The following is a 20,038-nucleotide window of genomic DNA, read 5'->3' as shown; positions in this document are numbered from 1 at the left end:
GTAATGATATTAGCTCTTCTGGTGGGAGCGGCCCAGGCCCAGGGCCTTACCGATCTTGACCGTCAGATTCAAAGTCGGCAACAGGCCTTAGAGGAACTCACCCGTAAAGAAAAAGATCTTAAGGAAGAACTTTACCGCTACTCCCAGGCCATCGAAGAAAAATGGGCTCAGATCCAGAACCTTAAGCAAAAAATTGCCGAAAAAGAAGAGGCCATAAAAGAATGCCAAGACCGGCAAAAAAAACTGGAGAGCGAACTAACAGGCCTTAAAAAGAGACTCAAACTCCGCCTTAAAACATACTACCGCCTGGGCCCAGTGGGCTTTCTTAACCTGCTTCTGAGCAGTGAAGACATCGGCGTCCTTTTGGCCCGGGAACGGCTCTTTGAAATGGCCCTTTTGGCCGATCGCCGTCTAGCCCAGCGCTATCAGAATCGCCTGTTGGCCTTAAGAGACAACGAAAGACAACTCCTCAAGGAAAAATCGGATCTAGAAGTCCTTACCAGAGATCTCAGGCAGGAGTTGGTCCATTTAGAATCCTTGCGGGAGGCCAAAATGGCCCTTCTTGAGGCTATAAGAGAAAAGAAGGAGCTTTATAAAGACCTCCTACAGGAGATCCTCCTGGCCCAGAAAGACCTGGCCCGGATCATCCGACAGATAAAGTCTTTAGAGGATCAACCCTTTCCTCCCTCCAAACCGATAAAAAAAGAAGACTTTCCGGCCTATCCCCTCTGGCCACCGGTAAGGGGGTCACATCCTGTAAAGTATGAAGAGGGGCCCGGAATTTTCTTTGAAGCAACCATTGGAGATCCAATATATGCTCCGGCTGGGGGTGAAGTGATTTACTTGGGAGTCAAAAAGGCCTTCGGGGAGGTTATCATTATTGAGCATCCCAAGGGCCTGCGGAGCATAATCGCTGGAGGGGGGGCATATTACAAAAAAGTAGGTGATCTGGTAAAAAGGGGAGAACTCATTGGTCGGGTGGGGGCTGGAGGTTTAGGCAAAGAAGGTGTTTATTATGAGCTCCGTCTAGGAGCTATTCCCCTTTTGCCCCTGGAGTGGTTAGATAAAACGTTTTTCCAATAGACTGAAAATCTTCAAGAAGGTGAAGGAGAGATGAAAGGAAGAAAGTTTACCCCATCCATACTTGTTTTAACTGTCCTCCTGATTCTGTTTTGTGCCTTGGGTTTTAGTGGCTCCCTTAGGGCTTCGGCTTCCTCTGAGGAGATTTACCAGAAATTGCGTCTTTTCTCTGAAGTCTTGGATATCGTTCAGAAAAGTTATGTTGAGGAGGTAAATCCCAAGGATCTTATTTACGGGGCCATAAGGGGGATGTTAGGAAGTCTTGATCCCCATTCCTCCTTTATGACCCCGGATGACTACAAAGAACTCCAAATAGAGACCAAGGGCAGTTTTACAGGTATAGGGATCGAAATCACCATAAAGGACGGAATCCTTACGGTAGTCTCTCCTATTGAGGGCACTCCAGCCTATCGGGCCGGCATCAAGGCCGGAGATAAGATCATCAAAATCAATGGCAAACCCACCAAGAACATGAGCCTCTTTGAGGCCGTTAAGCTCCTTCGGGGCCCCAAGGGGACCAAGGTAACCATCTCTATCCTCCGGGAAGGATGGACGGAACTCAAAGACATCACCATTGTTCGGGATGTTATTCCCATTATCAGTGTTCGCTCCCGCACCCTAGAGCCCGGTTACGGCTATATCCGTATCAGTACCTTTCAGGAGAAGACATCTCGGGAGCTCCGAAAGGCCCTGGAAAAGCTAGAAAAGGAAAACAAACCCCTTAAGGGCCTAGTTCTTGACCTGCGCAACAATCCCGGTGGCCTTCTGGATCAGGCAGTCAAAGTGGCCGATGAATTTCTGGACAGAGGTCTCATCGTCTATACCAACGGTCGCCTCAAAAATCAGAGCATGAAATTTGAGGCTACTCCCAATCGGCACCCTCACCCCTATCCTTTAGTAGTTCTGGTAAACGAGGGAAGTGCTAGCGCCTCGGAGATCGTGGCCGGGGCCCTTCAGGACCACCATCGGGCCATCATTGTCGGCACCCAAACCTTCGGTAAGGGATCCGTTCAGACCATCATTCCCCTGGAAGATGGTAGCGCTATTCGTTTGACCACCGCTCGGTATTACACCCCTAGCGGCCGCTCTATTCAAGCTAAGGGGATCACTCCGGATATTATTGTTCCTTGGGCAGTCTGCGAACCACCGAAAAAGAAATTTCATCTTATTCGAGAGAAAGATTTAGAAAGGCATATCCCATCAGAGACGGAGAAAAAATCCAAAAAGCGTCCGGTTCCCTCGCTAAAAGAAAAGCACGAAAGCCCAAATAAATCCCCCAAAAAAGACTCAAACGATCTGCGGCGAGACAATCAGTTGGAAGAGGCTCTGAGGATTCTGAAGAGCTGGCAGATCTTTACCAAAATGCGAATAGATGGAGCGGGTATCCAACCTAGATAGGCTAGAACAGTAAAGTCCATGGCCCAAAAACGAAGGGGGAGCAAAAGGGGCCGGGGGCACTCTCCCTGGCGTGAGGTAGCCTGGGCCGGAGGGATTCTCCTCCTGATAATTACCGTCCTGGCCTTGCTGGCCGTATTTCCTCGGCCCAGACCGCCGGCCCCGAAGTCTTCTTCTCCCCCGGTAGAAAAGCCCCAGAAGCCCCTTGGCCGGCCACTTTTTGAGGAGCCCCCTCCTCCAGAGAGGCCAATTAAAAAGCCCCCACCTATCCGGGTAAAATTACCGGAGATAAGCATTGTTATTGATGACATGGGTTACAATAACGGCCTGGACCAGGCCTTTATTGATCTGCCTTATCCCCTGACCTTTTCCTTCCTTCCCTACGGACCTCACACCCAGGAGCTGGCCAGATTAGCTAAAGCCAAAGGGCATGAGATTCTCCTCCATCTGCCTATGGAGTCCTCTTCCGGGACCCCACCAGGCCCTGGAGCCCTTTATGTCTATATGGATGGCCAAGAAATAGCTCGTATTCTCCAGGAGGATCTGAACCGAGTTCCCGGTGTAATGGGAGTAAATAATCATATGGGATCGCGGTTCACCGCCAATCCGGTCAAGATGCGCCTTTTGCTTCTGGAGATTAAACGTCGAGGGTTGATTTTCCTTGATAGCCGAACCACTGCCGAGACGGTGGGCTATCGTCTGGCCCGGGAGCTGGGTATTCCTAGTGCAGAGCGAAGGGTCTTTCTCGACCACACGGTGAACAAAAAGGCCATCCGCCATGAACTCAAACGCCTGATTGTTCTGGCCAGGAGTGAGGGAAAGGCGGTGGCTATCGGTCATCCTCACAAAGAAACTCTGGAGGTTCTCAAAAAAGAGCTTCCCCGGCTCAAGAAAAAAGCCCGTTTGGTCCCTCTAAGCCAAGTGTTAAACTAAAAGGCATGAAAGGTCTTTTTCGATTAGTGGAGGGTTTTTTTCGTCATCGAGCCAGCCAGGCCCGAGAAGCCAAAAAGGCCACGGGCGCTGCGTTGTGGCACCATGAGAAAAAACAGGGGAAAACCCCAAGGTGTGCCGTTTGCGGCAAGGAACTCCGCTCTCCTGAAGAGAGCTACTTTCGGCGTCTGGGTTGTTGTGAACTGGGATTAGTTTGCGCGAAGCACGCCAATAGCCATCAGGCGGAAACGGCCCCCAATCTTTCCTCCAATTCGGAATAGGCGGTGTTTCTCCCCAGACAGAGGGTTATATCCACCATGGAGAAGGGCTTAAAGATAGTCCCCGCCACCAGTGATTCCCGGGCCGCCTGGGCCAGGAAAGGATGATAACGATTCCCGGTGATGATAAAAATTCTGGCCTGCTGATCAAAGGCCTTAATCGCCCGAATAGCCTCCGGGCCCGAGAGCCTAGGCATCTCCAGATCCATAAAGATGACATCCGGTTTTCGAAGGCGATAAAGCTGAAGGGCCTCCAGACCATCGGCGGCCAAAATAACCTCATGGCCAGAAAGAGCAATAATTTCTGCCATTAAGGCCCTTACGGCCTCATCATCATCGACAATCATGATTTTCATTGGGATTTCTCCTTCCCCCAGAGAGGAGTTGCCGTTTTCTACATGTTGAGGGGAGATTTGTCAAGTCCAAAAAGACAAGATCTAGAGAGAGGAAGGGACCAGAACCCCAAGATATAGACCAATTCCGACTAAAAAAGAGGGGAATCAAGGCCCCTCTTCAGGACAGCCTGAAGGGTTTCCAAAAGCTCTCTTCTTATGGTCTGCATGTGACTGATCTGGGCCAGAATACGCCTGTATCTCTTAGGCGGTTGAGCTTCCATCGCCTCAACAAGAGGGCTACAGAAATACCAGGTACAGCGATAGGGGCGTTGCCAGCGAGGAAGAATACAACCTTTTGCCCCCATAAACTGACAAGGATCCAGGAGACGACGGTGGTGCTCGTAGGGGGGAGGTCTATGACCTGCTGCCAGAAGAAGCACTAAGTCAGCAAAATCATGGTAGGCATTGGTCTGAGAGCAACAGACATCCTGACAGGTAGGGCACACTTTAGCGGTATAGGTCTCTATCAGGGGATCAAGCCGGGAGATGATTTCCTTAAGCTCCCTGGCTAAAGCTCTTACCTTTTCCGAGGCCTTAACCACCTCCTGAGCCCTTCTGATTACCGGGGGCCACTGACAGGCCAAGTGGGGATCCGGGCTGGGGAGGCCAAAAGCGTCAACTCTAGGCGGCTCAAATTTCTTGAAGTTTCTCCCAGCGTTCCTTACAGTCACGACAGCGAGCTACCCAGGGAATAATTTCTAAACGGGCCGGTCTAATCCAACGACCGCAGTCAATACAGCGACCATATTCACCCTGTTCCATCCGGATAAGGGCCTGCTCGATCTCCTCAAGCTCCCGAACTTTGGGTTCAAGGAGAGAAAGCAGGGTCTCTTCTTGAATATCAGCCAGAGCAAGATCCTGTTCGTCTTTTACGGTCTGGATAAGATCCTGATAGGCCTCTTTGCCTTCGCGCTCTAAAGTCTCTACTACCTCGCGCCAGAGGGCTTTTTTACGCTCCAAAAGCCTCTCTTTGAGTTCTTCTAATTCTTCCGGGGTAAGGGGTCGGCGTTTATTCTTGTCAGACATATAGCCTCCTTAGGAATCTCGGTGCCAGTAGACCCGGACAAATTTGTCCTGATGGGCCCAGCGAAATTCCAGATCTCCCTTGTAGGCCTTGTAAACCGCCCGTCCCAGACGCTGGGCCAGCCGTTCGCTGGTAGTCTCTATGACCATCTTATCTTCGTCTTCGGTGAGGTTAATAATTTGCATGAGAGGGTTTTTCTCCCTGGCCCTTTTGTATTCGTTCATAACCACCTTCATGATCTCATCTTTATGCTCTTGGAAGAAGGAGCCAGAAAGAGTCAGGTAGCCCATGGCATATCTGTCCAGGGACTTTCGGCATCCGGGGCAGAGAATCTTGGGAACAAGATCGCTTTCCTTAAACTCCTGATAAAAATCTTCATCAAAGAACCAACGTTTGTCTCTAAACACCGCGTGACATCGAGGACATAAAGCCTCTCCGGCCGGTGCCTTCTTGGGTAGATAAGGATCCTCCACCGTCTCAAACTTATGGGGAATATCGCCTCGCCACTTTCGTCCCTGTTTCCTCCCACCCATAGGCACCTCCTAGTGTAAGGTTATAGCTCGACGCCTTCTTTTAGGACGCAACCAGTGGAGAAAATCGCTCACCATCTGGAAGAAACCTTCTTCGGCCAGCAAGGACCGATCCAGAAAATCGGCCCCCGGGATAATCATCAGGCGTTTATTGCCAACCTGGGCATACATTAAGAATTTTTCCACCTCGGACAAGGGGACATAACGATCATGCTGGGCATGGACAACCATAATCGGCCGGCTGAGATTCTGGATGTATCCCTCCATGAATCCCTGAGGAAGGTCTGGAAAGTCCTGAGGGTTAAGCCCTCGAGAAAGGAGAAGGGCGTCAGGATTAACAAAGGTGGAGACAAGGATAACCGCCGCCACCCCTGGGCCATATTGGCGTTCTATCTCGAGAGCGGCCACTGTCCCCACCCCCCGGCCCATGACTACCAGAGGGCGAGAATATCCCTGGGCAGGAAGGCGTTCTTGGGCCAAGGCAAAGGCCTGAAGAGAATCTTCCAGAAGCCCTTTCATAGAGGGGCGGCCGGGACTTTCGCCGCATCCCCGGGGATCAAAAACAAAAAGGCTAAGTTCAGCCTGCTGAGCGGCATGACCTACAGGAGGATAATCAGCCAGGGTTTCCCCGACATCGTGGACGAGAAAAATAACAGGCATCTCCGGAGAGCCAGGATAAAAGTGGGCCTTGAGATTTCCGGCCGGCCCAAAGAGAAATTCCGTAACCTTAGGTGGACAGGGTGTCTTTCCGGGGGCGGGAGGGAAGAGGGCCTCTCTTAGTGGAGATTGATCCATAAGGGCCAAGATCTCTAAATGGGGCGGTCTTTCCATTCTTCATCGTCCTCCTCTTCTTCGCTACTGGCTAGCTCCCAGTGCCGACGACGCAGGAATTCCTCAATTTCCCGGGCCAAAAAGCGAGAGGCAAATTCTGGATGGGCCAGATAGTCCAGGCAGTGACGCCGAAAGTGTTCCATCAGCCCCCTGAAGATTTCTTCTCGGGCCTCCTGATCAATGAAAGTTCGTTCCTTATAAAGCCGAAAATAGGCCCACGGTCCCTGAAGCTCCAGGAAGTCTTTGTAGGAATCCTGGTCAGGAAAATCCTCTGGCGAAACAGGGACTTTCACTTGAGCCAGCATTCCCACCAGCCACCGATCACCAGCCTGACGGCGGGAGTAGTCCCATATTTCTACCATCAGGCCGTTTTCTAAAGGTATCTTTTCCACCAATCTCCCCGGCCAGGGAGAATCTTCCTTTTCTGTAGGTGGTCTCCAGACAGGCATTTATCCCCCATGTTCTTTAGAATCTGGCCTCTAGGGCAAAGAAAAAGGAGGGCCTGGCCCTCCCTTTTTGCTCAGAAGTGGCCTTAGTGTTTAAAGGCCCGCTGACCGGTAAACATCATAGCTACTGGTGGATCAGCTTCATTACAGGCCTCAATGCTCTCCCAATCTCTAAGGGAGCCCCCTGGTTGAACGATGGCTGTTATCCCCTGGGCAATAGCCACGTCCACCGCGTCGCGAAAGGGGAAGAAGGCATCAGAGACCATTACTGATCCGGGCAGACCAGCCCGAGCAGCCTTGGTTTCGGCATCTATCTCTTCTTTTTGGGAGGCCGGCCGCTGGCCTTTTTTAATCTCTAACTCAAGCTGCTTGTAGGGAATACCGTGGCGATCATAGCACAGCAGATCAGCATACTTGGTGTAGGCCTTGAAAATAGCAATCTCCGTCACCCCCACCCGATCCTGCTCGCCGGTACCAATGGCCACCGTAGCCCCCTCCTTAACAAAAAGAACAGAGTTACTAGTCACCCCCATTTCCACAGCCCAGCCGAAGATCATATCTTCGAGTTCCCGACTATCGGGCTCTCGCCGACAACGGTATTCTCGACCTTCGTGGACGCAGACTGCCGGTTTAAGGTCTTCCGGGCTCCGAATTTTGTTGATCTGAGATTGCTGGATGATCAATCCGCCATCAATAAGACTCTTAAAATCCACAAAACGGCGCTGCCAGTAACTTTCGAGCTCGTCTATGCGTCGAATACGAATTATACGCAGATTTTTACGCTTTTTGAGGATTTCAAGGGCTCCCTCTTCATATTCCGGAGCGGCCAGAACCTCAAAATAATGCTCGTTAATAGCCTCAGCACAGGCCTTATCCACTGGACGATTCAGGGCTATGGCCCCACCAAAGGCCGCTATGCGGTCAGCCCGAAAGGCCCGCACAAAGGCCTCTTCTATGTTTTCTCCATAGGCCACACCACAGGGATTGTTATGTTTGACGATCACACAGGCCGGCTTCCGACTCAGGAACTTAAGTATATTAAGGGAATTGTCCACATCGGTTAGATTTATCTTCCCCGGATGTTTGCCGAACTGAAGCATATCCTCCTCGGTAATGGCCGAAACCAGCCCCTCCCCCGGGCCGATAAACTCACAGCCTCCCAGGACCAGATTGCCCCCCACTAGCTCATATAGAGCCGCCTCCTGGTCGGGATTCTCTCCGTAGCGCAACCCCCTTTCCACCACCTCACCGGTTTTCTCGTCTTTTATCTTCCAGGTTCTTTTGCGATAGGTCAGCGTGGTGTCACCGAAGGTGATTTTGATCTCCTCCGGAAAGTGGTCTCCGACAATGGTTCGATACATCTTTTTGAGATCTTCCATGGGTCCCTCCTCAAAGCGGCCGTAGTCTGTGGCTGACTTTATACCTCTTTTGACCGACAAGCTCTAGCCTTGTTTAGACTCTGGCACATAGACAGGCGAGGCGAAAATCACAAAAGCGGCAATATTCGGCCTCCTCGGTAGCATAAAAGGCCGGAGCCTCAAGGATATGTTCCAGAAGATAGATAAGGGCCCGGGGAAAGGCCTCCTTCATAAGCCTGTGGGCAAGCCCTATAGAGAAATCCCTCTCCCTAAAAAGGGGTTGCTCCAGGTTGTCTTCTCTGCCGGCGGCCAAATGGATAAATACAGCATTCTTGTCTCTCTCCAGATCGTCACAAAGATAAAGATAGAGAAAGAGCTGAATATCAGGCAGACACTGCCGCAACTGCCGCCAGCCGGCCGCCTCCAGAGACCTCGGGGGGCTAAAAACAAGGAGCTGTTCTTTGGCCTGCTGGGTTATGGCAGGAAGGTAGGCCCCGGTTTTGTAATCGACGACAACTAGCTGATCTTGGCAGCGGTCGAGGCGATCAAGCCGTCCGGTAAAACGGTAACCATGGATTTTTCGATCCAACGTTTTCTCCACGTCCAGGATCTCAAAGGGCCCTTTTCGCTTCAGAAACTCAAGATAGCGCTGAAGTCTGAATAGCGCCGTCTCTAAAACAAAAAATCTTCTTTCGGCCCCCAAACGCTGGGCCAGAGAAGAGTTCTCAAATAATTTCCGGAAGATACTTTTCAGCTCCTGGGGGTTGTTGTCCTTTTGAGGCTGGTAGAGACGTCCCTTAAACGACGAAAAGTAGTTCTCCAGGGCCTGGTGAATTAAGTTCCCCATCTCCGTGGCATCATATTGGGCCACCTCCTGACCAGGAGCAAGACCAACAACATAACGGAAGTAAAACTTTACCGGGCAAGTAAGATAGGTGTTGAGCATGGTGGCCGAGACGGCTTCCCGGTTAAAAAGGGCCTCCACGGCCTCCTTTTCGGCCCGCCCCTTGCCCTGAAACTCCGGCCTTCTCAAAGCGGCTGGCTCAAGATTCAGAGGAGAGGTCCTAATCTTTGCCGTCAACATCTGACCGGCGGCCTTCTCTTGTTCCCAGAGAAGCTGTTCTACAAAGCGACTGCGGACCTTCTTACCCAGAAAGCTGGCCGCCGAGACGGCACTTTGATAAAAAAGATGGGCCTCTTTGGCCGCCTGGATAAGTCGCCGAAAGTGATAGGCCTCTATTTCCTCCTCTCTCTGACGTGGAGGAAGCCCCAAAGCCGGCCTTACAGCCTCCGGCAAAAGGGGATTAATCTCTCCCGCTGAGGGTAGATCCCCCTCATTGGCATCGAGAACGATCACCTTCTCGAAACAGAGAAGTCGGCTCTCCAAAAGCCCCATTACCTGAAGTCCCTTCAAGGGGTGCCCTTCAAAGGGGGCCCGCAGGTGAAGGAGGACTTCTTTCAGGAGGCGGAAAAGCGTCTTTGGTCTAAGTGGCTCCCGGGCAAAGAAGGCAGATTCTAAAAGAGGAAGAAGCTCCCTTTCCACACCGGCCACAAAAGCCCTCTCCAGGAGCTCCTCCGGCCGGGAGGCCCAGAAGACTTCTGGCCCCCTGGACAGGGGCTCTGAGGGTGACCGGGCCAGATCAACCCTTTGGGTTGTCCAGACAATGGTCTCCCGAACCACCCGGGCCAGATCCCTGGTGGTCTCTATGGCCTCCCAGGGAGAAATTATCCACTGATGGAACCGAGCCACAGCCTCTGCGGCCTCAGTCGGTTCAAAATCTTCCCAGGAAAGATCCACGTCACCCTGAAGAGAGAAGAGGGACTCAATATCCTTAAGAGCCAAATAGAGGCTTCCCCGGTAACGAAGCTGTTGCTCCAGAAGATGAAAGAGAGACCACATCTTTTTGCCGGCAAAAGATAGGGACTTAATGTAAGGATGTTTTAGGAGCCGCAAATAATCCGGCACATGATAGCGTCCCTTGTGACGTCTTTCCTGAAGGGCCACCAGCAGCCGAAGTAGTGTTCCCAGGGCTGTCCGGTGCAGGGGATAGCCGAGAGTAATGTTTACTGGAAGGGCCTCAGGGAGGGAGTGAAGAAGGGGGATAAGGCCCCCCAGGGAGCCAAGAATAATGACCACCTCTTCAGGGTTGGAAATCTGTGAGGGGATCAGCTCCTCTAGAGCCGCCAGTTCATGGTGAAGATCCGGGGCCTCATGGAAGGTCACCCGAGGAGAGGCCTTTTCTGGGAATTCTATCACCTCCAGACTGGCCCGAAAGGTCTTCAGCTGTCGTCTGAGGATAGGCTGAAGTTCCGCCGGATTATCTTCCCAGTATAGTTTGGCTCCTTGAGAGAGCCAGTAAGAAAAGAGCTTCTCCTCGGCCCGGGTGAGGGCAAAAAATCCGGCAAGGTAAAGGGGCCCCGCGGGAAAAGAAAGCTCCCGGCTTCTTTCGGCCAAAAGCCGAAGGGCCCGGGCCTCGGTGCTCAGGCCCTCTTGATCCAGACGCTTCTCATAGAGGGCCTTAATATCTCCCAGATGTTCCAAGAGAGTTCGGGCCTCGGCCGGAAGATCCTCTGGAGGGTAAAGAAGATTCCGGGCCTCTACCAGCTCCCGATCTAACTCCTCAAAGACTTCGGCCAGCCGGAGTCCCCAGGGTAGAAAGCGATCAAAAGTCTCCGCCAAGCGGAAAAAAGGCCGGCGCTGGCGACAGATATCCCAAAGGATCCAGGCCTGATCCAGGGGGGGAAGAAGCCTCCGGGGTTCAAGTCTGGCAGAGAGCTCCAGGAAAAGATCCCTGACGGCGTAGATGCGTGGCAGGTCAAGAGGACCGGCACCGTTTAGTCTCTTAAGGTACTCCCGGAAAAAAAGGCCGGCCCGACGGCTGGGAAAAACTACGGTGACAAGGTGACGCCTTCCCGAAGGATAGCCATCAAGGATTTCCCGGGCCAAATGTTGGAGGAGGTTCCCTCCCGGGGGGATAACCCGGATCACGGTTTTCATGGGATCTCCTTCAGCCGCGGCGGAACGAGATAAAACAGAAAGGCCCTTACCGGACCAAATATCTGAGTGGCCAGCCGTCGATATCTTTTTACCTGCGCTTGATCTTCCTTGCGTTCCTCATGAAGCTTGAAGTCCACCAAGATGGTCTCTTTGGGGAAGAGGACCAGACGGTCCAGGCGGTAAAGATGAGTCTTGTTCCTTCCCACTTCCATAATTTCATATTCACACAATACCGGCACCTCGGGTCCAAAGAAGAAAAAGTTCCACTCCGGTCGCTCTAAAACGGCCTCCCGAAGCCAGACAAGGGCCCCGGTGAGGATCTCCAAGAGCCTCTGCCGACTTTGCTCAAACCTTGAATGATTCGGACAGAAAACAGCCACCTGATCCAAAGCCCTGTCCACAGCGGTCTGTATTTCCTCCGGACTGGTTGAAGGGGGAAAACGTTCCAGGAAATAGAGAGCCTGGTGGATCCATTCTCCCTCCAGGACCTCTCTTCCCTTCTCTCCCCAGATTTCCAGAGGCTGATAATCAATAAGAAGTTTGATATTCATGTTTCTTCTATGAAGTAGCCGGCCTCTTTTATAAGACGCCAAAGAACCTTACCGATATCAAACCCTTGCCTCTTTGGAGAGGAAAGGAAAAAGACGACCAATTCCCTCTTGGCCCTGGTCAGAGCCACATAGAGAAGATTGAGGGCCTCTAGGGCCTGGGAGATTTTAGCGGCCATCAGAGAGGCCCGAATTTTCTGAGAATAGGGGGAGGTAGCGTATCCTAAGCGACCATCATCAAGACGTACCAACGGATCAAATCTTATCTTCCAATGGGGAAAGGGGAGGAAAACCGCCGGAAATTCCAGTCCCTTAGCGGCATGAATGGTCATTATACGAACTGCCGAAAGACCTTCCGGAAAGCCCAGCCGCTCTCTACCACCACCCTGACGCCAAAAGTCCAGAAACCCCGAGACATCACCGCCTTCTTCTTCCTCGTAGCGAAGCACCAGCTCCAAAAATCTCCGGGCAAAGGCTGTCTCTGCCGGAAAGCGCCGCCAAAGATCGAGTTCATCAAAGATTCCCCGTATCAGGTCATAGGTGGAAACCCGGCCTACCCTTCCGAGAAAGGCCTCCAGACGGTCTGCAACACCGGAAAAATCCTTTTTAAAACGGTCATTCTTGAGATAACCATAGAGGGAAACGTTGGTGCCTGCCCCTTCATATTCTTCTAAGGCTCCCCTTCCTCTCTGCCAGGAGACGAGGAAGTCTCGGAGAACTTCCTCCGCAGGGGTCTCTGGCAGAAGCCCACCTAAAAGAACACCGGCCAGAGCGACATTATCCAGAGGGTATTCCAAAAAGCGTAAAAGGGCGGTTAAAGATTGAATGAGAGGGGAGCCAGCCAATCTAAGGGCGTTTTCGGTTACTGTAGGGAGCCCCATCTCAAAGGTCCAGGTAGAAAGCCTCTCGGCCTGTTTGTTGGAACGCACTAAAAGGGCCACTTGACCGTACTTTTCAAAACTTGACGGGAGCATCTCTTCCAGAAGACCCCGGATAGCCTCTTCCTCTTTAACCTGATAGAGCCTGATTTTCCCCCCTTCCGGGGCTTCAGGTGGTAGCTGCTGGACCGCACCATCAAAGGTTTGCTTAATCCGGGCTGCCAGGTGGCTAGCGTAGGGATCTACGCCCCGTGGGGGTTTTGTCCCATAAAGAAGTCCTTTGGCCACCCAAAGGGCCATCTCCTCCTCGGCCAGAAGGGAAAAGATACGGTTGTTGAATTCAACAATCTCCCGACAGGAGCGCCAGTTGTAGGGAAGATCTAAACGGTAGGCATCTGCAGGAAGACTCTGCGGGACTTCCTGAAAAAGCTCTGAGTCCCCCCCACGCCAGACGTAAATAGCCTGCTTGGTGTCACCGACATAGACCAGACTCCCGCCTTCGGCCAGACAATTAACAATAAGGGCCTCTAAGGCTTCCCACTGGGCCCGGCTCGTGTCCTGAAACTCATCTATCAGAAAATGACGCAGACGAGCCCCCAACTTGCAGTATATGTGGGGAGTCCATCCCTTAGAAAGGGCCTCCTTTATCAGCTCCAGCCAGCCGCCACCATGGATAAGGCCCTCTTCTTGACGAATGGTCTCTAGTTCCTCCTTGAGACGGGCGTAAAGTTTCATATAGGGGGCCAGCCTCTCCACGGCCCTGGCCAGAAGATAGGCGTCAAAGGCCTGCCTAAAGGCCTCATAAAGGGGGGATAGCCTATCGATAACCTCCCTGGGAGCCTTGATCACCTCGGCCAGAGAGTCCTTTTTAAAAGGGGTGGCCTTCAGGTTTCGGAGGGGGTCTTGGAACATCTTCTCCCAGCCATAGGCGGGGTATTTAAAAGTTCCGCCATGCTCCCGCACTTTTTCTGTAAGCTCTTGACCCAAACGGCAGAGCTCCTCCTCGAGAGCCTTTAAGCTTGATGGCCCCCATGGGGAATCCGCCGGACCTTTGCGTATCTCCTGACGAAAAAGGGTCAGGAGACGAAAGCGAATCTTGCCTTCGGGATTAAACCCCCCAAGGTTTTCCAGCTCTAAAAAGGTAGTCAGAACCTGACGAAAGAGTCTCTCCAGCTCCTTCTCACCCTCTCCCGCCTCTAGCAGAAGGCGATCGAAGGCCCGGGCCAGAAGCTGGTCTTCCCTTAATTCGGCCTCTAGATCTGGTCGGAGGCCAAGCTCAAAGGCTACGGCCTTGAGAATGGTAAAGACCAGGCTGTCGATAGTCCGGATCTGGAGGTCGCCGTAGTAGCGGAGGATAGTCTCCAGCCAGCTCTCGGCCTCCCGAGGAGAAAGACCGGTGGCCCGAGAAAGATCCTTCCCCTCCGGGGTGGAAAGGATCATCTCCTTAAGGGAGGAGATGATCCTTTCCTTCATCTCGGCCGCGGCCACATTAGTAAAGGTGATGGCCACCAGAGAACGAAGCGCTTCCGGAGTCGGAGAGCCCAGCCCTTTGAGGAGGCGCAAATACTGCCTGGTGAGCTGATAGGTCTTACCGGCCCCGGCAGAGGCCCTTATCTGGAGGACATGGGGAACGGGGAGGTTAGTCGGCATGCGACCTCAGCTTTTCAAAGTGGGGGAACAGACGACGATAGGTAGCCAGGATATGTTCCGGAACCACCCGAATATCAGCAAAGACTGTCATGAAGTTCACATCTCCCTGCCAGCGGGGAACGATCTGATAGTGAAGGTGCTCAGGGATTCCTGCCCCGGCCACCCGGCCCAGATTAAGCCCCACATTGAAGCCATCAGGCTGCATTACCTTTCTGAGAATTTCCAAACAATCTCGAACCATCTTCTGAAGGGCTAAAAGTTCCTGATCGCCAAGATCGTGGAGCTCTGGAACATGACGCCGAGGGCAGACCAAGAGATGACCGGTGTTGTAAGGAAACTTGTTCATGATCACCAGGGTCTGGGAATCGGCATAAAGGATAAGCCGATCTTCATCAGGAAGATCAACCTCCGCCGGGCAAAACGGACACCCCGGCTCCTTCTGGCCCAGGACATACTCCATTCGCCACGGAGCCCAGAGAACCTTCATCTTTTACCTCCAGCTTTCGAAAGGAAAATAGATTATCCGGCCATCAATTCCTTCTCCCAGACGAAGAAGGCCAAAACTGGGACGGCGAGCCAAGGGGGAAAAACTCCCCAGATTAAAAAGATAGATTCCCTGACGCCGATGGAAAACCGGCACATGACTGTGCCCGTAGATAATGATATCTACCCCTTCGGGAAAAAGGGAGAGGATTCGTTCTTCAAGGTCTCCCCGGCCTCCCCACCCGTGAACCAGACCCAAACGATAGCCGGCTATCTCAAGGACCCTCTTCGGTGGGTAACTAGCCCGCACTCGAGGAGAATCCATGTTGCCAGAGACGGCATAGACCTCTTTGCCCTGGAAGACTTCAAGAACCTCAGGTTCTACAAGATCACCGGCATGAAGAATGACAGGACAATCCAGAAAGTAGGTCTCGGCCAGCTCTCGCAACTCCGGGGAGACTCCCGAGAGATGGGTATCGGAGAGAACCCCGATTTCAAGCCCCTCCATGTTCTTCCTCCTTGAGAGGGAGCTGAACAATAACCCGGGTGCCGGCAGGGGTGTTTGGATAGATACAGAATCTGGCCCCATGGAGTTCCAGGGCCCTTTTAGCGATAGAAAGCCCCAGCCCCGTGCCATGAGTCTTGGTGGTAAAGAAGGGCTCTCCCACCTTCTTTACCAGGGCCTTAGGGATGCCCCAGCCGGTGTCGGCCACCTCTATGGTGGCGTGGTTGTCTTCGGGCCAGATACGAACCGTAAGCTGCCCCCCTTCAGGCATGGCCTCAATGGCGTTCATCACCAGATGGATGAGGGCCTCTTTGAAGCGGTCGGGATCCAAAAAGACGGTGAGGTTATCCACCTGATAGTCCTTCTTAAGGACTATATTGGCCTCTGCCAGCTCCCGCCCTAAAAGCCCCAGGACCTCCTCTACCAGAGAGGGAAGGTCGGTGGATCGAGGTTTAAAGGTGGTGGGAACAACAAAATGGCTGATATCTTTAAGGAGAAGTTCCAGGCGTTCGGCCTCATGGACAATAACCTCTAAATAATGATCCAGATTCTCCACCCGGCCCTTTTCCTTAAGACGCCGGGCCAGACCGGCCAGGCTGGAAAGGGGATTGCGTATCTCGTGAAGAAAACGGGAGATAGTCTGGCCAATGGCCCGAAAACGTTCGGCTTCTACCAGAAGGCGTTTGTTTTCCTCCAGCTGGCGATTGAGTTCTTCCAGGCTCCGAATCTGAGCGGTAAGTACCTGACAGGTATGGATCTTCTCCAGCCCCAGGGTGGCCAGCGTGGCAAAAAGCTGAAGAAATTCGAGATCATGTTGGCTAATAGGCCGTCTAGTGACAAAATTATCGGTAATAATCAGGCCATATTCTCTCTCATAAGAGACCAGGGGGACCAAGGCAAATTCTTCCACCCCTAGAATCTCCACCAACTCATTGAAGCCCTGACCATTGCGCTGCCCCTGGGTAAAACTGTAGGGCCTTTTTTCTCGCAGACAGCGGACAAGAAGGTGGTCCTCTTCCTTCAGGGGAACCCGGATATTTTTCACCAACTGGTTAACCCGCAGGTTTGGATCCCGGGCTACCCGCCGGTAGTCGTGGAGGATTTCAAAAAGAGACGGTCGGCGACGATCTATCTCGGCCCAGATCTGACTGGCCTCCTCCGGGCTAGAGGGGCCAATGGCCATCTCGCCCTTAAGGATTCTTTCTTTTTCGTCAACCAAACAGAGAAAGGCCCGATTAAACCCCAGCCCTTCGCCCACGGTAATACCAACTAAAATGGCTCCCAGCAGTTCATCACGATCGCTGGCCTTGAGAAAGGCCGTAGAAAGCCTGGTGGTTAGCTGAAGGAGGTGGATAAGACGTAGATGATGCCACTCTAATGTCACCTGACACTGCCGCTTAAAACGGACCAACTCTCGATAGCGGAGTCCCTGTTGCACCAGGGGCTGCAATTCTTGCAGCTCAAGAGGCTTAAGGAGATAAGTCCAGGCCCCTTCACTGAGGGCCTCGGCGGCCAGATGACGCCTCTTGGCCGAGACAAAAACAATGATTGGTGTCTCTGGGCACAACCATTGCATTTTTCTTATTTCTGAAAGGGCACCAGAAATAGTTTCTAGATCAAGGAGGATAAGATCTACATGACCCAGGTTATGAAGACACCTTTCAGAGTCCTGAGTGAAATAGACCCCTTCGCCCAGGCCCTTCAGGGCCTGAATCAGGTGATCATCACTGGTCAGAACCACAATTTTAGTGGCTGCCTGGTTTGGGGTAGGCAAATTAGAATTCATTTTAAAAAGAGAGTAACATGGCCGGAAGTGGCCTTTCAAGGAGCCGAGCCTTTGCGATTGTGCTTGACTGGAACAATCGTCTCATTGTAACTAGAAAAACGGCAACCCTTTGTTGCAAATGTAAAATACCCAAAATCCTATAAGGAGGTTTATCATGAAAAAGAAAGTCCTGGCTTTTGTTCTGGCTACCACCTTCATGATGGGCTCAAGTGGCATGGCCTTGGCCGCCAAGCGTTGCAAAGGAAAGGTCGTTAAGATCGAAGGAGAAGAGATGGTCATCCACCTCAAGGGCAAGTGTAAGATTAAAGAGGGCACCAAAGTAACTGTTAAGGCCAAGAAGACCAAAGCGGTAGAAGGTTGTTAATTTCTTCCTAAAGTTTTTCAAAAAAGGGGGCGTTTTGCCCCCTTTTTTTACTTTTGGAGGGATGACGGCTGCCGTAATCTGGGATAAATAAAGATTCTGGAGGAGGCAGTGGCTTTCAAAGATCCATTCGGTCGCCAGATAAATTATCTTCGCGTCTCCCTCACCGATCGTTGTAACTTTCGTTGCCGTTACTGCCGCCCCCAGAAGAACTTCAACTGGCTGCCACCAGAGGCTATTCTCTCCTACGAAGAGCTCCTTACTATTCTCTCTGTGGCCCGAAAGTTGGGAATCTCCCGTCTAAGGCTTACCGGTGGAGAACCTCTCATTCGTCGGGAGGTACTCCGACTCCTAGAACGTTTAGCCGACCTGGGCTTTGAGGATCTGGCCTTAACCACCAATGGTTTTTTCTTGGCCCAAATGGCCCAAGATCTAAAGACAGCCGGACTCAAAAGGGTCAACGTCAGTCTCGACAGCCTAAATCCCCAAACTTTCAAAGAAATAACCGGGGTTGACGGCCTAAAACAGGTCCTCAGGGGCCTTTTTGCCGCCCTTGAGGCCGGCCTTTCACCAGTTAAAGTCAACGTCGTGGTCATGCGTGGGGTAAACCATAAAGAGATTCCGGCTCTGGCCTCCTTAAGCCTTAAGGCCCCTTTTCACATAAGATTCATTGAGTTCATGCCCATCGGAGAGGAAACTTCCTGGGCTGAGAACTTGTTTGTCCCCGAAGAAGAGATCCGTCATCTTCTAGAGGATCTAGGCCCTCTTGAGCCAGCCATCGTCCGGGGTACCGGGCCCGCGAAGGTCTTTCGCCTTCCGGGGGCTCCAGGGACTATAGGCTTTATCAGCTCCCAAAGCCATGCCTTCTGCCACCGTTGCAATCGTCTTCGTCTCACCCCCGAAGGACATCTAAGGCCCTGCCTCTTCTCTGACCAGGAAATAGACCTGCGAACCGTCCTTCGTAGTGGAGGAGGAGAGGAGGAGATAGCCTTTGCCTTTCGAAAGGCCTTAAGGGCCAAGCCTGCCTCCCGCACCAGGGAGGGAGGGCCCCATCGTTCCATGACCAGCATCGGCGGTTAGTTTCATTTTCTCTTGCCAAACAGCTTCTCATTGACTAAAGGCCCCTGAGAGGGCTATTAACTCACAAACCCGAGAAGGAGGAACCTCTTATGCAGATACCAGAGGGTTTGCTCTACTCTGAGGGGCATCTGTGGCTTAAGCGGGAGGGCAAGAACAAGGCCCGTATCGGTCTCACCTCTGTAGGACGGCGTATCCTGGGGGAGATCATCGATATAGAGCTCCCGGAAGAAGGAGAAGAAATGACCAAAGATGAGGCCTTTGGAAGCTTAGAGTCCACCCGCAAGGTGGTCGACCTTCTTGCCCCGGTGAGCGGTCAGGTCCTGGAGATCAACGAGGCCATTATTGACGCCCCGGAGATCATCAACGAAGATCCTTACGACGAGGGATGGCTCATTAAGATAAAACTCTCCGATCCTGAAGAGCTTGAAGATCTCATGGGAGCCGATGAGTACGAAGACTTTGTTGAGGGGCAGGAACTCCCCGAGGAGGAGGAAGATGAGGCCCTGGAGATCTTTGAAGAGGAGGAATAATGTCTAAATTGGCCTTTGTCTTTCCCGGCCAGGGGTCCCAATACGTGGGCATGGGGCAGAAAATCCTGGAAACCTATCCCCAGGCCCAAGAAGTTCTTAAAGTAGCCGAAGAGACCACCTCTCTTCCTCTAAAAAGGCTCATCCTGGAAGGCCCCCTTGGTGAGCTTACCAAGACGGTCCACCTTCAGCCGGCCCTCACCGCTGTCAATCTGGCCATTCTGGCGGCCTTAGAGTCTGAAGGGCTTTTTCCCCAAGCAGTGGCTGGCCACAGCTTAGGTGAGTACTCGGCCCTTTATGCCGCCGGGGTGGTAAGCCTGCCTCAGACCTTTTACTTGGTAAAACTCCGGGGAGAACTCATGGAGCGGGAGGCCCAAAGATCCCCCGGGGCCATGTATGCCATAATTGGTCTTCCTGCTTCGGAACTTGAGGCCTTGGTGGAGAAGGCCAAAGATAAAGGCGTGGTAGCGGTGGCCAACTTCAACTCCCCGGAACAGATTGTCATTACTGGTGAGGTAGCGGCAGTTGAGGCCGTAGCCACAGAGGCCTCCCGGCGCAAGGCCCGGGCGATCAGGCTCAAGGTAAGCGGGGCCTATCACAGCCCACTTATGGCCGCCGCCGAAAAAGACTTCCAGAGGGCTCTGGAGGGAATCACCTTTTCTCCCCCAAAGATATCCATCTATTTCAACGTTACGGCCCAGAGTGAGTCTGATCCCCAGGCCATCAAGGCCATTATGGCCCGGCAGATCTCCTCTTCTGTCCGCTGGGTGGAGCTAATCCAAAACATGGCCAAAGCTGGGGTAACCACTTTTGTAGAGGTGGGGCCCAAAAAGGTCCTCAGTAACCTCATTAAAAAGATCCTCCCTGGGGTCCGGATCCATCAAGTGGAAGACCCGGCAGGCATTGCCGCCCTTAAGGAGACACTAACCGACCAAAGATAGATTGGCCAACCCTT

20 protein-coding genes are annotated in these 20,038 nt (G+C 52.5%); 7 read left to right on the top strand and 13 right to left on the bottom strand.

Going from position 1 to position 20,038, the window contains the following annotated elements:
• Window positions 1-3: 3 nt before the first annotated feature.
• Genes G4V39_RS06690 through G4V39_RS06680 form a run of 3 tightly spaced genes read left to right on the top strand, consistent with a single transcriptional unit; the run spans window position 4 to window position 3,408 of the window.
• Complete coding sequence (locus G4V39_RS06690; protein WP_166032186.1) at window positions 4-1,083, top strand: murein hydrolase activator EnvC family protein; 1,080 nt, start codon at window positions 4-6, stop codon at window positions 1,081-1,083.
• Between the two features lie 30 nt (window positions 1,084-1,113).
• Complete coding sequence (locus tag G4V39_RS06685) at window positions 1,114-2,478, top strand: S41 family peptidase (protein ID WP_166032185.1); 1,365 nt, start codon at window positions 1,114-1,116, stop codon at window positions 2,476-2,478.
• Window positions 2,479-2,496: 18 nt separating this feature from the next.
• A complete protein-coding gene (locus tag G4V39_RS06680) occupies window positions 2,497-3,408 on the top strand; it encodes a divergent polysaccharide deacetylase family protein (RefSeq protein ID WP_166032184.1) in 912 nt (303 codons plus the stop codon).
• A gap of 235 nt (window positions 3,409-3,643) precedes the next feature.
• On the opposite strand, the gene G4V39_RS06670 is transcribed toward G4V39_RS06680, so the two are convergent.
• The 13 genes from G4V39_RS06670 to G4V39_RS06610 form a co-directional block, all read right to left on the bottom strand.
• Complete coding sequence (locus G4V39_RS06670) at window positions 3,644-4,039, bottom strand: response regulator (RefSeq protein ID WP_166032182.1); 396 nt, start codon at window positions 4,037-4,039, stop codon at window positions 3,644-3,646.
• A 128-nt stretch (window positions 4,040-4,167) separates the two neighbouring features.
• Entirely contained in the window at window positions 4,168-4,662 is a 495-nt protein-coding gene (locus tag G4V39_RS06665; protein WP_166032181.1) for a hypothetical protein, read from the bottom strand.
• A gap of 46 nt (window positions 4,663-4,708) precedes the next feature.
• Window positions 4,709-5,104, bottom strand: coding sequence for a TraR/DksA family transcriptional regulator (locus G4V39_RS06660; protein WP_166032180.1), 396 nt, complete (start codon window positions 5,102-5,104; stop codon window positions 4,709-4,711).
• A 9-nt stretch (window positions 5,105-5,113) separates the two neighbouring features.
• Window positions 5,114-5,635: a BCAM0308 family protein gene (locus G4V39_RS06655; RefSeq protein ID WP_166032179.1), complete on the bottom strand. Its 522-nt coding sequence runs from the start codon at window positions 5,633-5,635 to the stop codon at window positions 5,114-5,116.
• Between the two features lie 9 nt (window positions 5,636-5,644).
• A complete protein-coding gene (locus G4V39_RS06650; protein WP_166032178.1) occupies window positions 5,645-6,463 on the bottom strand; it encodes an alpha/beta hydrolase in 819 nt (272 codons plus the stop codon).
• On the bottom strand, window positions 6,442-6,912 hold the full coding sequence (locus G4V39_RS06645; RefSeq protein WP_166032177.1) for a hypothetical protein: 471 nt from the start codon (window positions 6,910-6,912) through the stop codon (window positions 6,442-6,444). Before G4V39_RS06645 ends, G4V39_RS06650 begins: the two co-directional genes overlap by 22 nt.
• Before the next feature lie 83 nt (window positions 6,913-6,995).
• A complete protein-coding gene (locus G4V39_RS06640) occupies window positions 6,996-8,288 on the bottom strand; it encodes an IMP cyclohydrolase (protein ID WP_166032176.1) in 1,293 nt (430 codons plus the stop codon).
• A 73-nt stretch (window positions 8,289-8,361) separates the two neighbouring features.
• The gene (locus tag G4V39_RS06635; RefSeq protein ID WP_166032175.1) at window positions 8,362-11,265 is read right to left on the bottom strand and encodes a PD-(D/E)XK nuclease family protein; all 2,904 of its coding nucleotides are present in this window, start codon (window positions 11,263-11,265) and stop codon (window positions 8,362-8,364) included.
• Window positions 11,262-11,816 carry a hypothetical protein gene (locus tag G4V39_RS06630; protein ID WP_166032174.1) on the bottom strand — a complete coding sequence of 185 codons (555 nt, stop codon included), beginning with the start codon at window positions 11,814-11,816 and terminating at the stop codon, window positions 11,262-11,264. Before G4V39_RS06630 ends, G4V39_RS06635 begins: the two co-directional genes overlap by 4 nt.
• Window positions 11,813-14,341, bottom strand: a complete 2,529-nt coding sequence (locus G4V39_RS06625) for a UvrD-helicase domain-containing protein (RefSeq protein ID WP_166032173.1) — start codon at window positions 14,339-14,341, stop codon at window positions 11,813-11,815. Before G4V39_RS06625 ends, G4V39_RS06630 begins: the two co-directional genes overlap by 4 nt.
• Window positions 14,331-14,828 carry an HIT family protein gene (locus G4V39_RS06620; RefSeq protein ID WP_166032172.1) on the bottom strand — a complete coding sequence of 166 codons (498 nt, stop codon included), beginning with the start codon at window positions 14,826-14,828 and terminating at the stop codon, window positions 14,331-14,333. Before G4V39_RS06620 ends, G4V39_RS06625 begins: the two co-directional genes overlap by 11 nt.
• A 3-nt stretch (window positions 14,829-14,831) precedes the next feature.
• Window positions 14,832-15,332, bottom strand: a complete 501-nt coding sequence (locus G4V39_RS06615; RefSeq protein WP_166032171.1) for a metallophosphoesterase family protein — start codon at window positions 15,330-15,332, stop codon at window positions 14,832-14,834.
• Window positions 15,319-17,103 (bottom strand): ATP-binding protein, encoded by a 1,785-nt coding sequence (locus G4V39_RS06610; RefSeq protein ID WP_210412034.1) that lies wholly within the window; start codon window positions 17,101-17,103, stop codon window positions 15,319-15,321. Before G4V39_RS06610 ends, G4V39_RS06615 begins: the two co-directional genes overlap by 14 nt.
• Window positions 17,104-17,269: 166 nt before the next feature.
• On the opposite strand from G4V39_RS06610, the gene extJ reads away from it, so the two are divergent.
• From extJ to fabD, 4 genes are all read left to right on the top strand, one after another.
• Window positions 17,270-17,479 (top strand): selenite/tellurite reduction operon protein ExtJ, encoded by a 210-nt coding sequence (gene extJ, locus G4V39_RS06605; RefSeq protein ID WP_166032169.1) that lies wholly within the window; start codon window positions 17,270-17,272, stop codon window positions 17,477-17,479.
• A gap of 108 nt (window positions 17,480-17,587) precedes the next feature.
• A complete protein-coding gene (gene moaA / locus G4V39_RS06600) occupies window positions 17,588-18,556 on the top strand; it encodes a GTP 3',8-cyclase MoaA (protein WP_166032168.1) in 969 nt (322 codons plus the stop codon).
• Window positions 18,557-18,645: 89 nt separating this feature from the next.
• Window positions 18,646-19,086, top strand: a complete 441-nt coding sequence (gcvH, locus tag G4V39_RS06595) for a glycine cleavage system protein GcvH (protein ID WP_166032167.1) — start codon at window positions 18,646-18,648, stop codon at window positions 19,084-19,086.
• On the top strand, window positions 19,086-20,024 hold the full coding sequence (gene fabD / locus G4V39_RS06590; protein ID WP_166032166.1) for an ACP S-malonyltransferase: 939 nt from the start codon (window positions 19,086-19,088) through the stop codon (window positions 20,022-20,024). The genes gcvH and fabD overlap by 1 nt, the downstream gene beginning before the upstream one ends.
• The last annotated feature ends 14 nt before the right edge of the window (window positions 20,025-20,038 follow it).

Source organism: Thermosulfuriphilus ammonigenes (assembly GCF_011207455.1).
Lineage (GTDB): Bacteria > Desulfobacterota > Thermodesulfobacteria > Thermodesulfobacteriales > ST65 > Thermosulfuriphilus > Thermosulfuriphilus ammonigenes.
The sequence above is the reverse complement of the archived record's forward strand: the minus strand, read 5'-3'. Positions and strand labels throughout refer to the sequence as shown.

Bases quoted from the DNA above. Each gene is read 5' to 3' on its own strand.
- G4V39_RS06650 (WP_166032178.1), bottom strand. From the start codon at position 6,463: ATGGAAAGACCGCCCCATTTAGAGATCTTGGCCCTTATGGATCAATCT.
- G4V39_RS06690 (WP_166032186.1), top strand. From the start codon at position 4: ATGATATTAGCTCTTCTGGTGGGAGCGGCCCAGGCCCAGGGCCTTACC.
- G4V39_RS06630 (WP_166032174.1), bottom strand. From the start codon at position 11,816: ATGAATATCAAACTTCTTATTGATTATCAGCCTCTGGAAATCTGGGGA.
- G4V39_RS06615 (WP_166032171.1), bottom strand. From the start codon at position 15,332: ATGGAGGGGCTTGAAATCGGGGTTCTCTCCGATACCCATCTCTCGGGA.
- G4V39_RS06635 (WP_166032175.1), bottom strand. From the start codon at position 11,265: ATGAAAACCGTGATCCGGGTTATCCCCCCGGGAGGGAACCTCCTCCAA.
- extJ (WP_166032169.1), top strand. From the start codon at position 17,270: ATGAAAAAGAAAGTCCTGGCTTTTGTTCTGGCTACCACCTTCATGATG.
- G4V39_RS06670 (WP_166032182.1), bottom strand. From the start codon at position 4,039: ATGAAAATCATGATTGTCGATGATGATGAGGCCGTAAGGGCCTTAATG.
- G4V39_RS06655 (WP_166032179.1), bottom strand. From the start codon at position 5,635: ATGGGTGGGAGGAAACAGGGACGAAAGTGGCGAGGCGATATTCCCCAT.
- G4V39_RS06645 (WP_166032177.1), bottom strand. From the start codon at position 6,912: ATGCCTGTCTGGAGACCACCTACAGAAAAGGAAGATTCTCCCTGGCCG.
- fabD (WP_166032166.1), top strand. From the start codon at position 19,086: ATGTCTAAATTGGCCTTTGTCTTTCCCGGCCAGGGGTCCCAATACGTG.
- gcvH (WP_166032167.1), top strand. From the start codon at position 18,646: ATGCAGATACCAGAGGGTTTGCTCTACTCTGAGGGGCATCTGTGGCTT.
- G4V39_RS06680 (WP_166032184.1), top strand. From the start codon at position 2,497: ATGGCCCAAAAACGAAGGGGGAGCAAAAGGGGCCGGGGGCACTCTCCC.
- G4V39_RS06640 (WP_166032176.1), bottom strand. From the start codon at position 8,288: ATGGAAGATCTCAAAAAGATGTATCGAACCATTGTCGGAGACCACTTT.
- G4V39_RS06685 (WP_166032185.1), top strand. From the start codon at position 1,114: ATGAAAGGAAGAAAGTTTACCCCATCCATACTTGTTTTAACTGTCCTC.
- G4V39_RS06660 (WP_166032180.1), bottom strand. From the start codon at position 5,104: ATGTCTGACAAGAATAAACGCCGACCCCTTACCCCGGAAGAATTAGAA.
- G4V39_RS06625 (WP_166032173.1), bottom strand. From the start codon at position 14,341: ATGCCGACTAACCTCCCCGTTCCCCATGTCCTCCAGATAAGGGCCTCT.
- G4V39_RS06620 (WP_166032172.1), bottom strand. From the start codon at position 14,828: ATGAAGGTTCTCTGGGCTCCGTGGCGAATGGAGTATGTCCTGGGCCAG.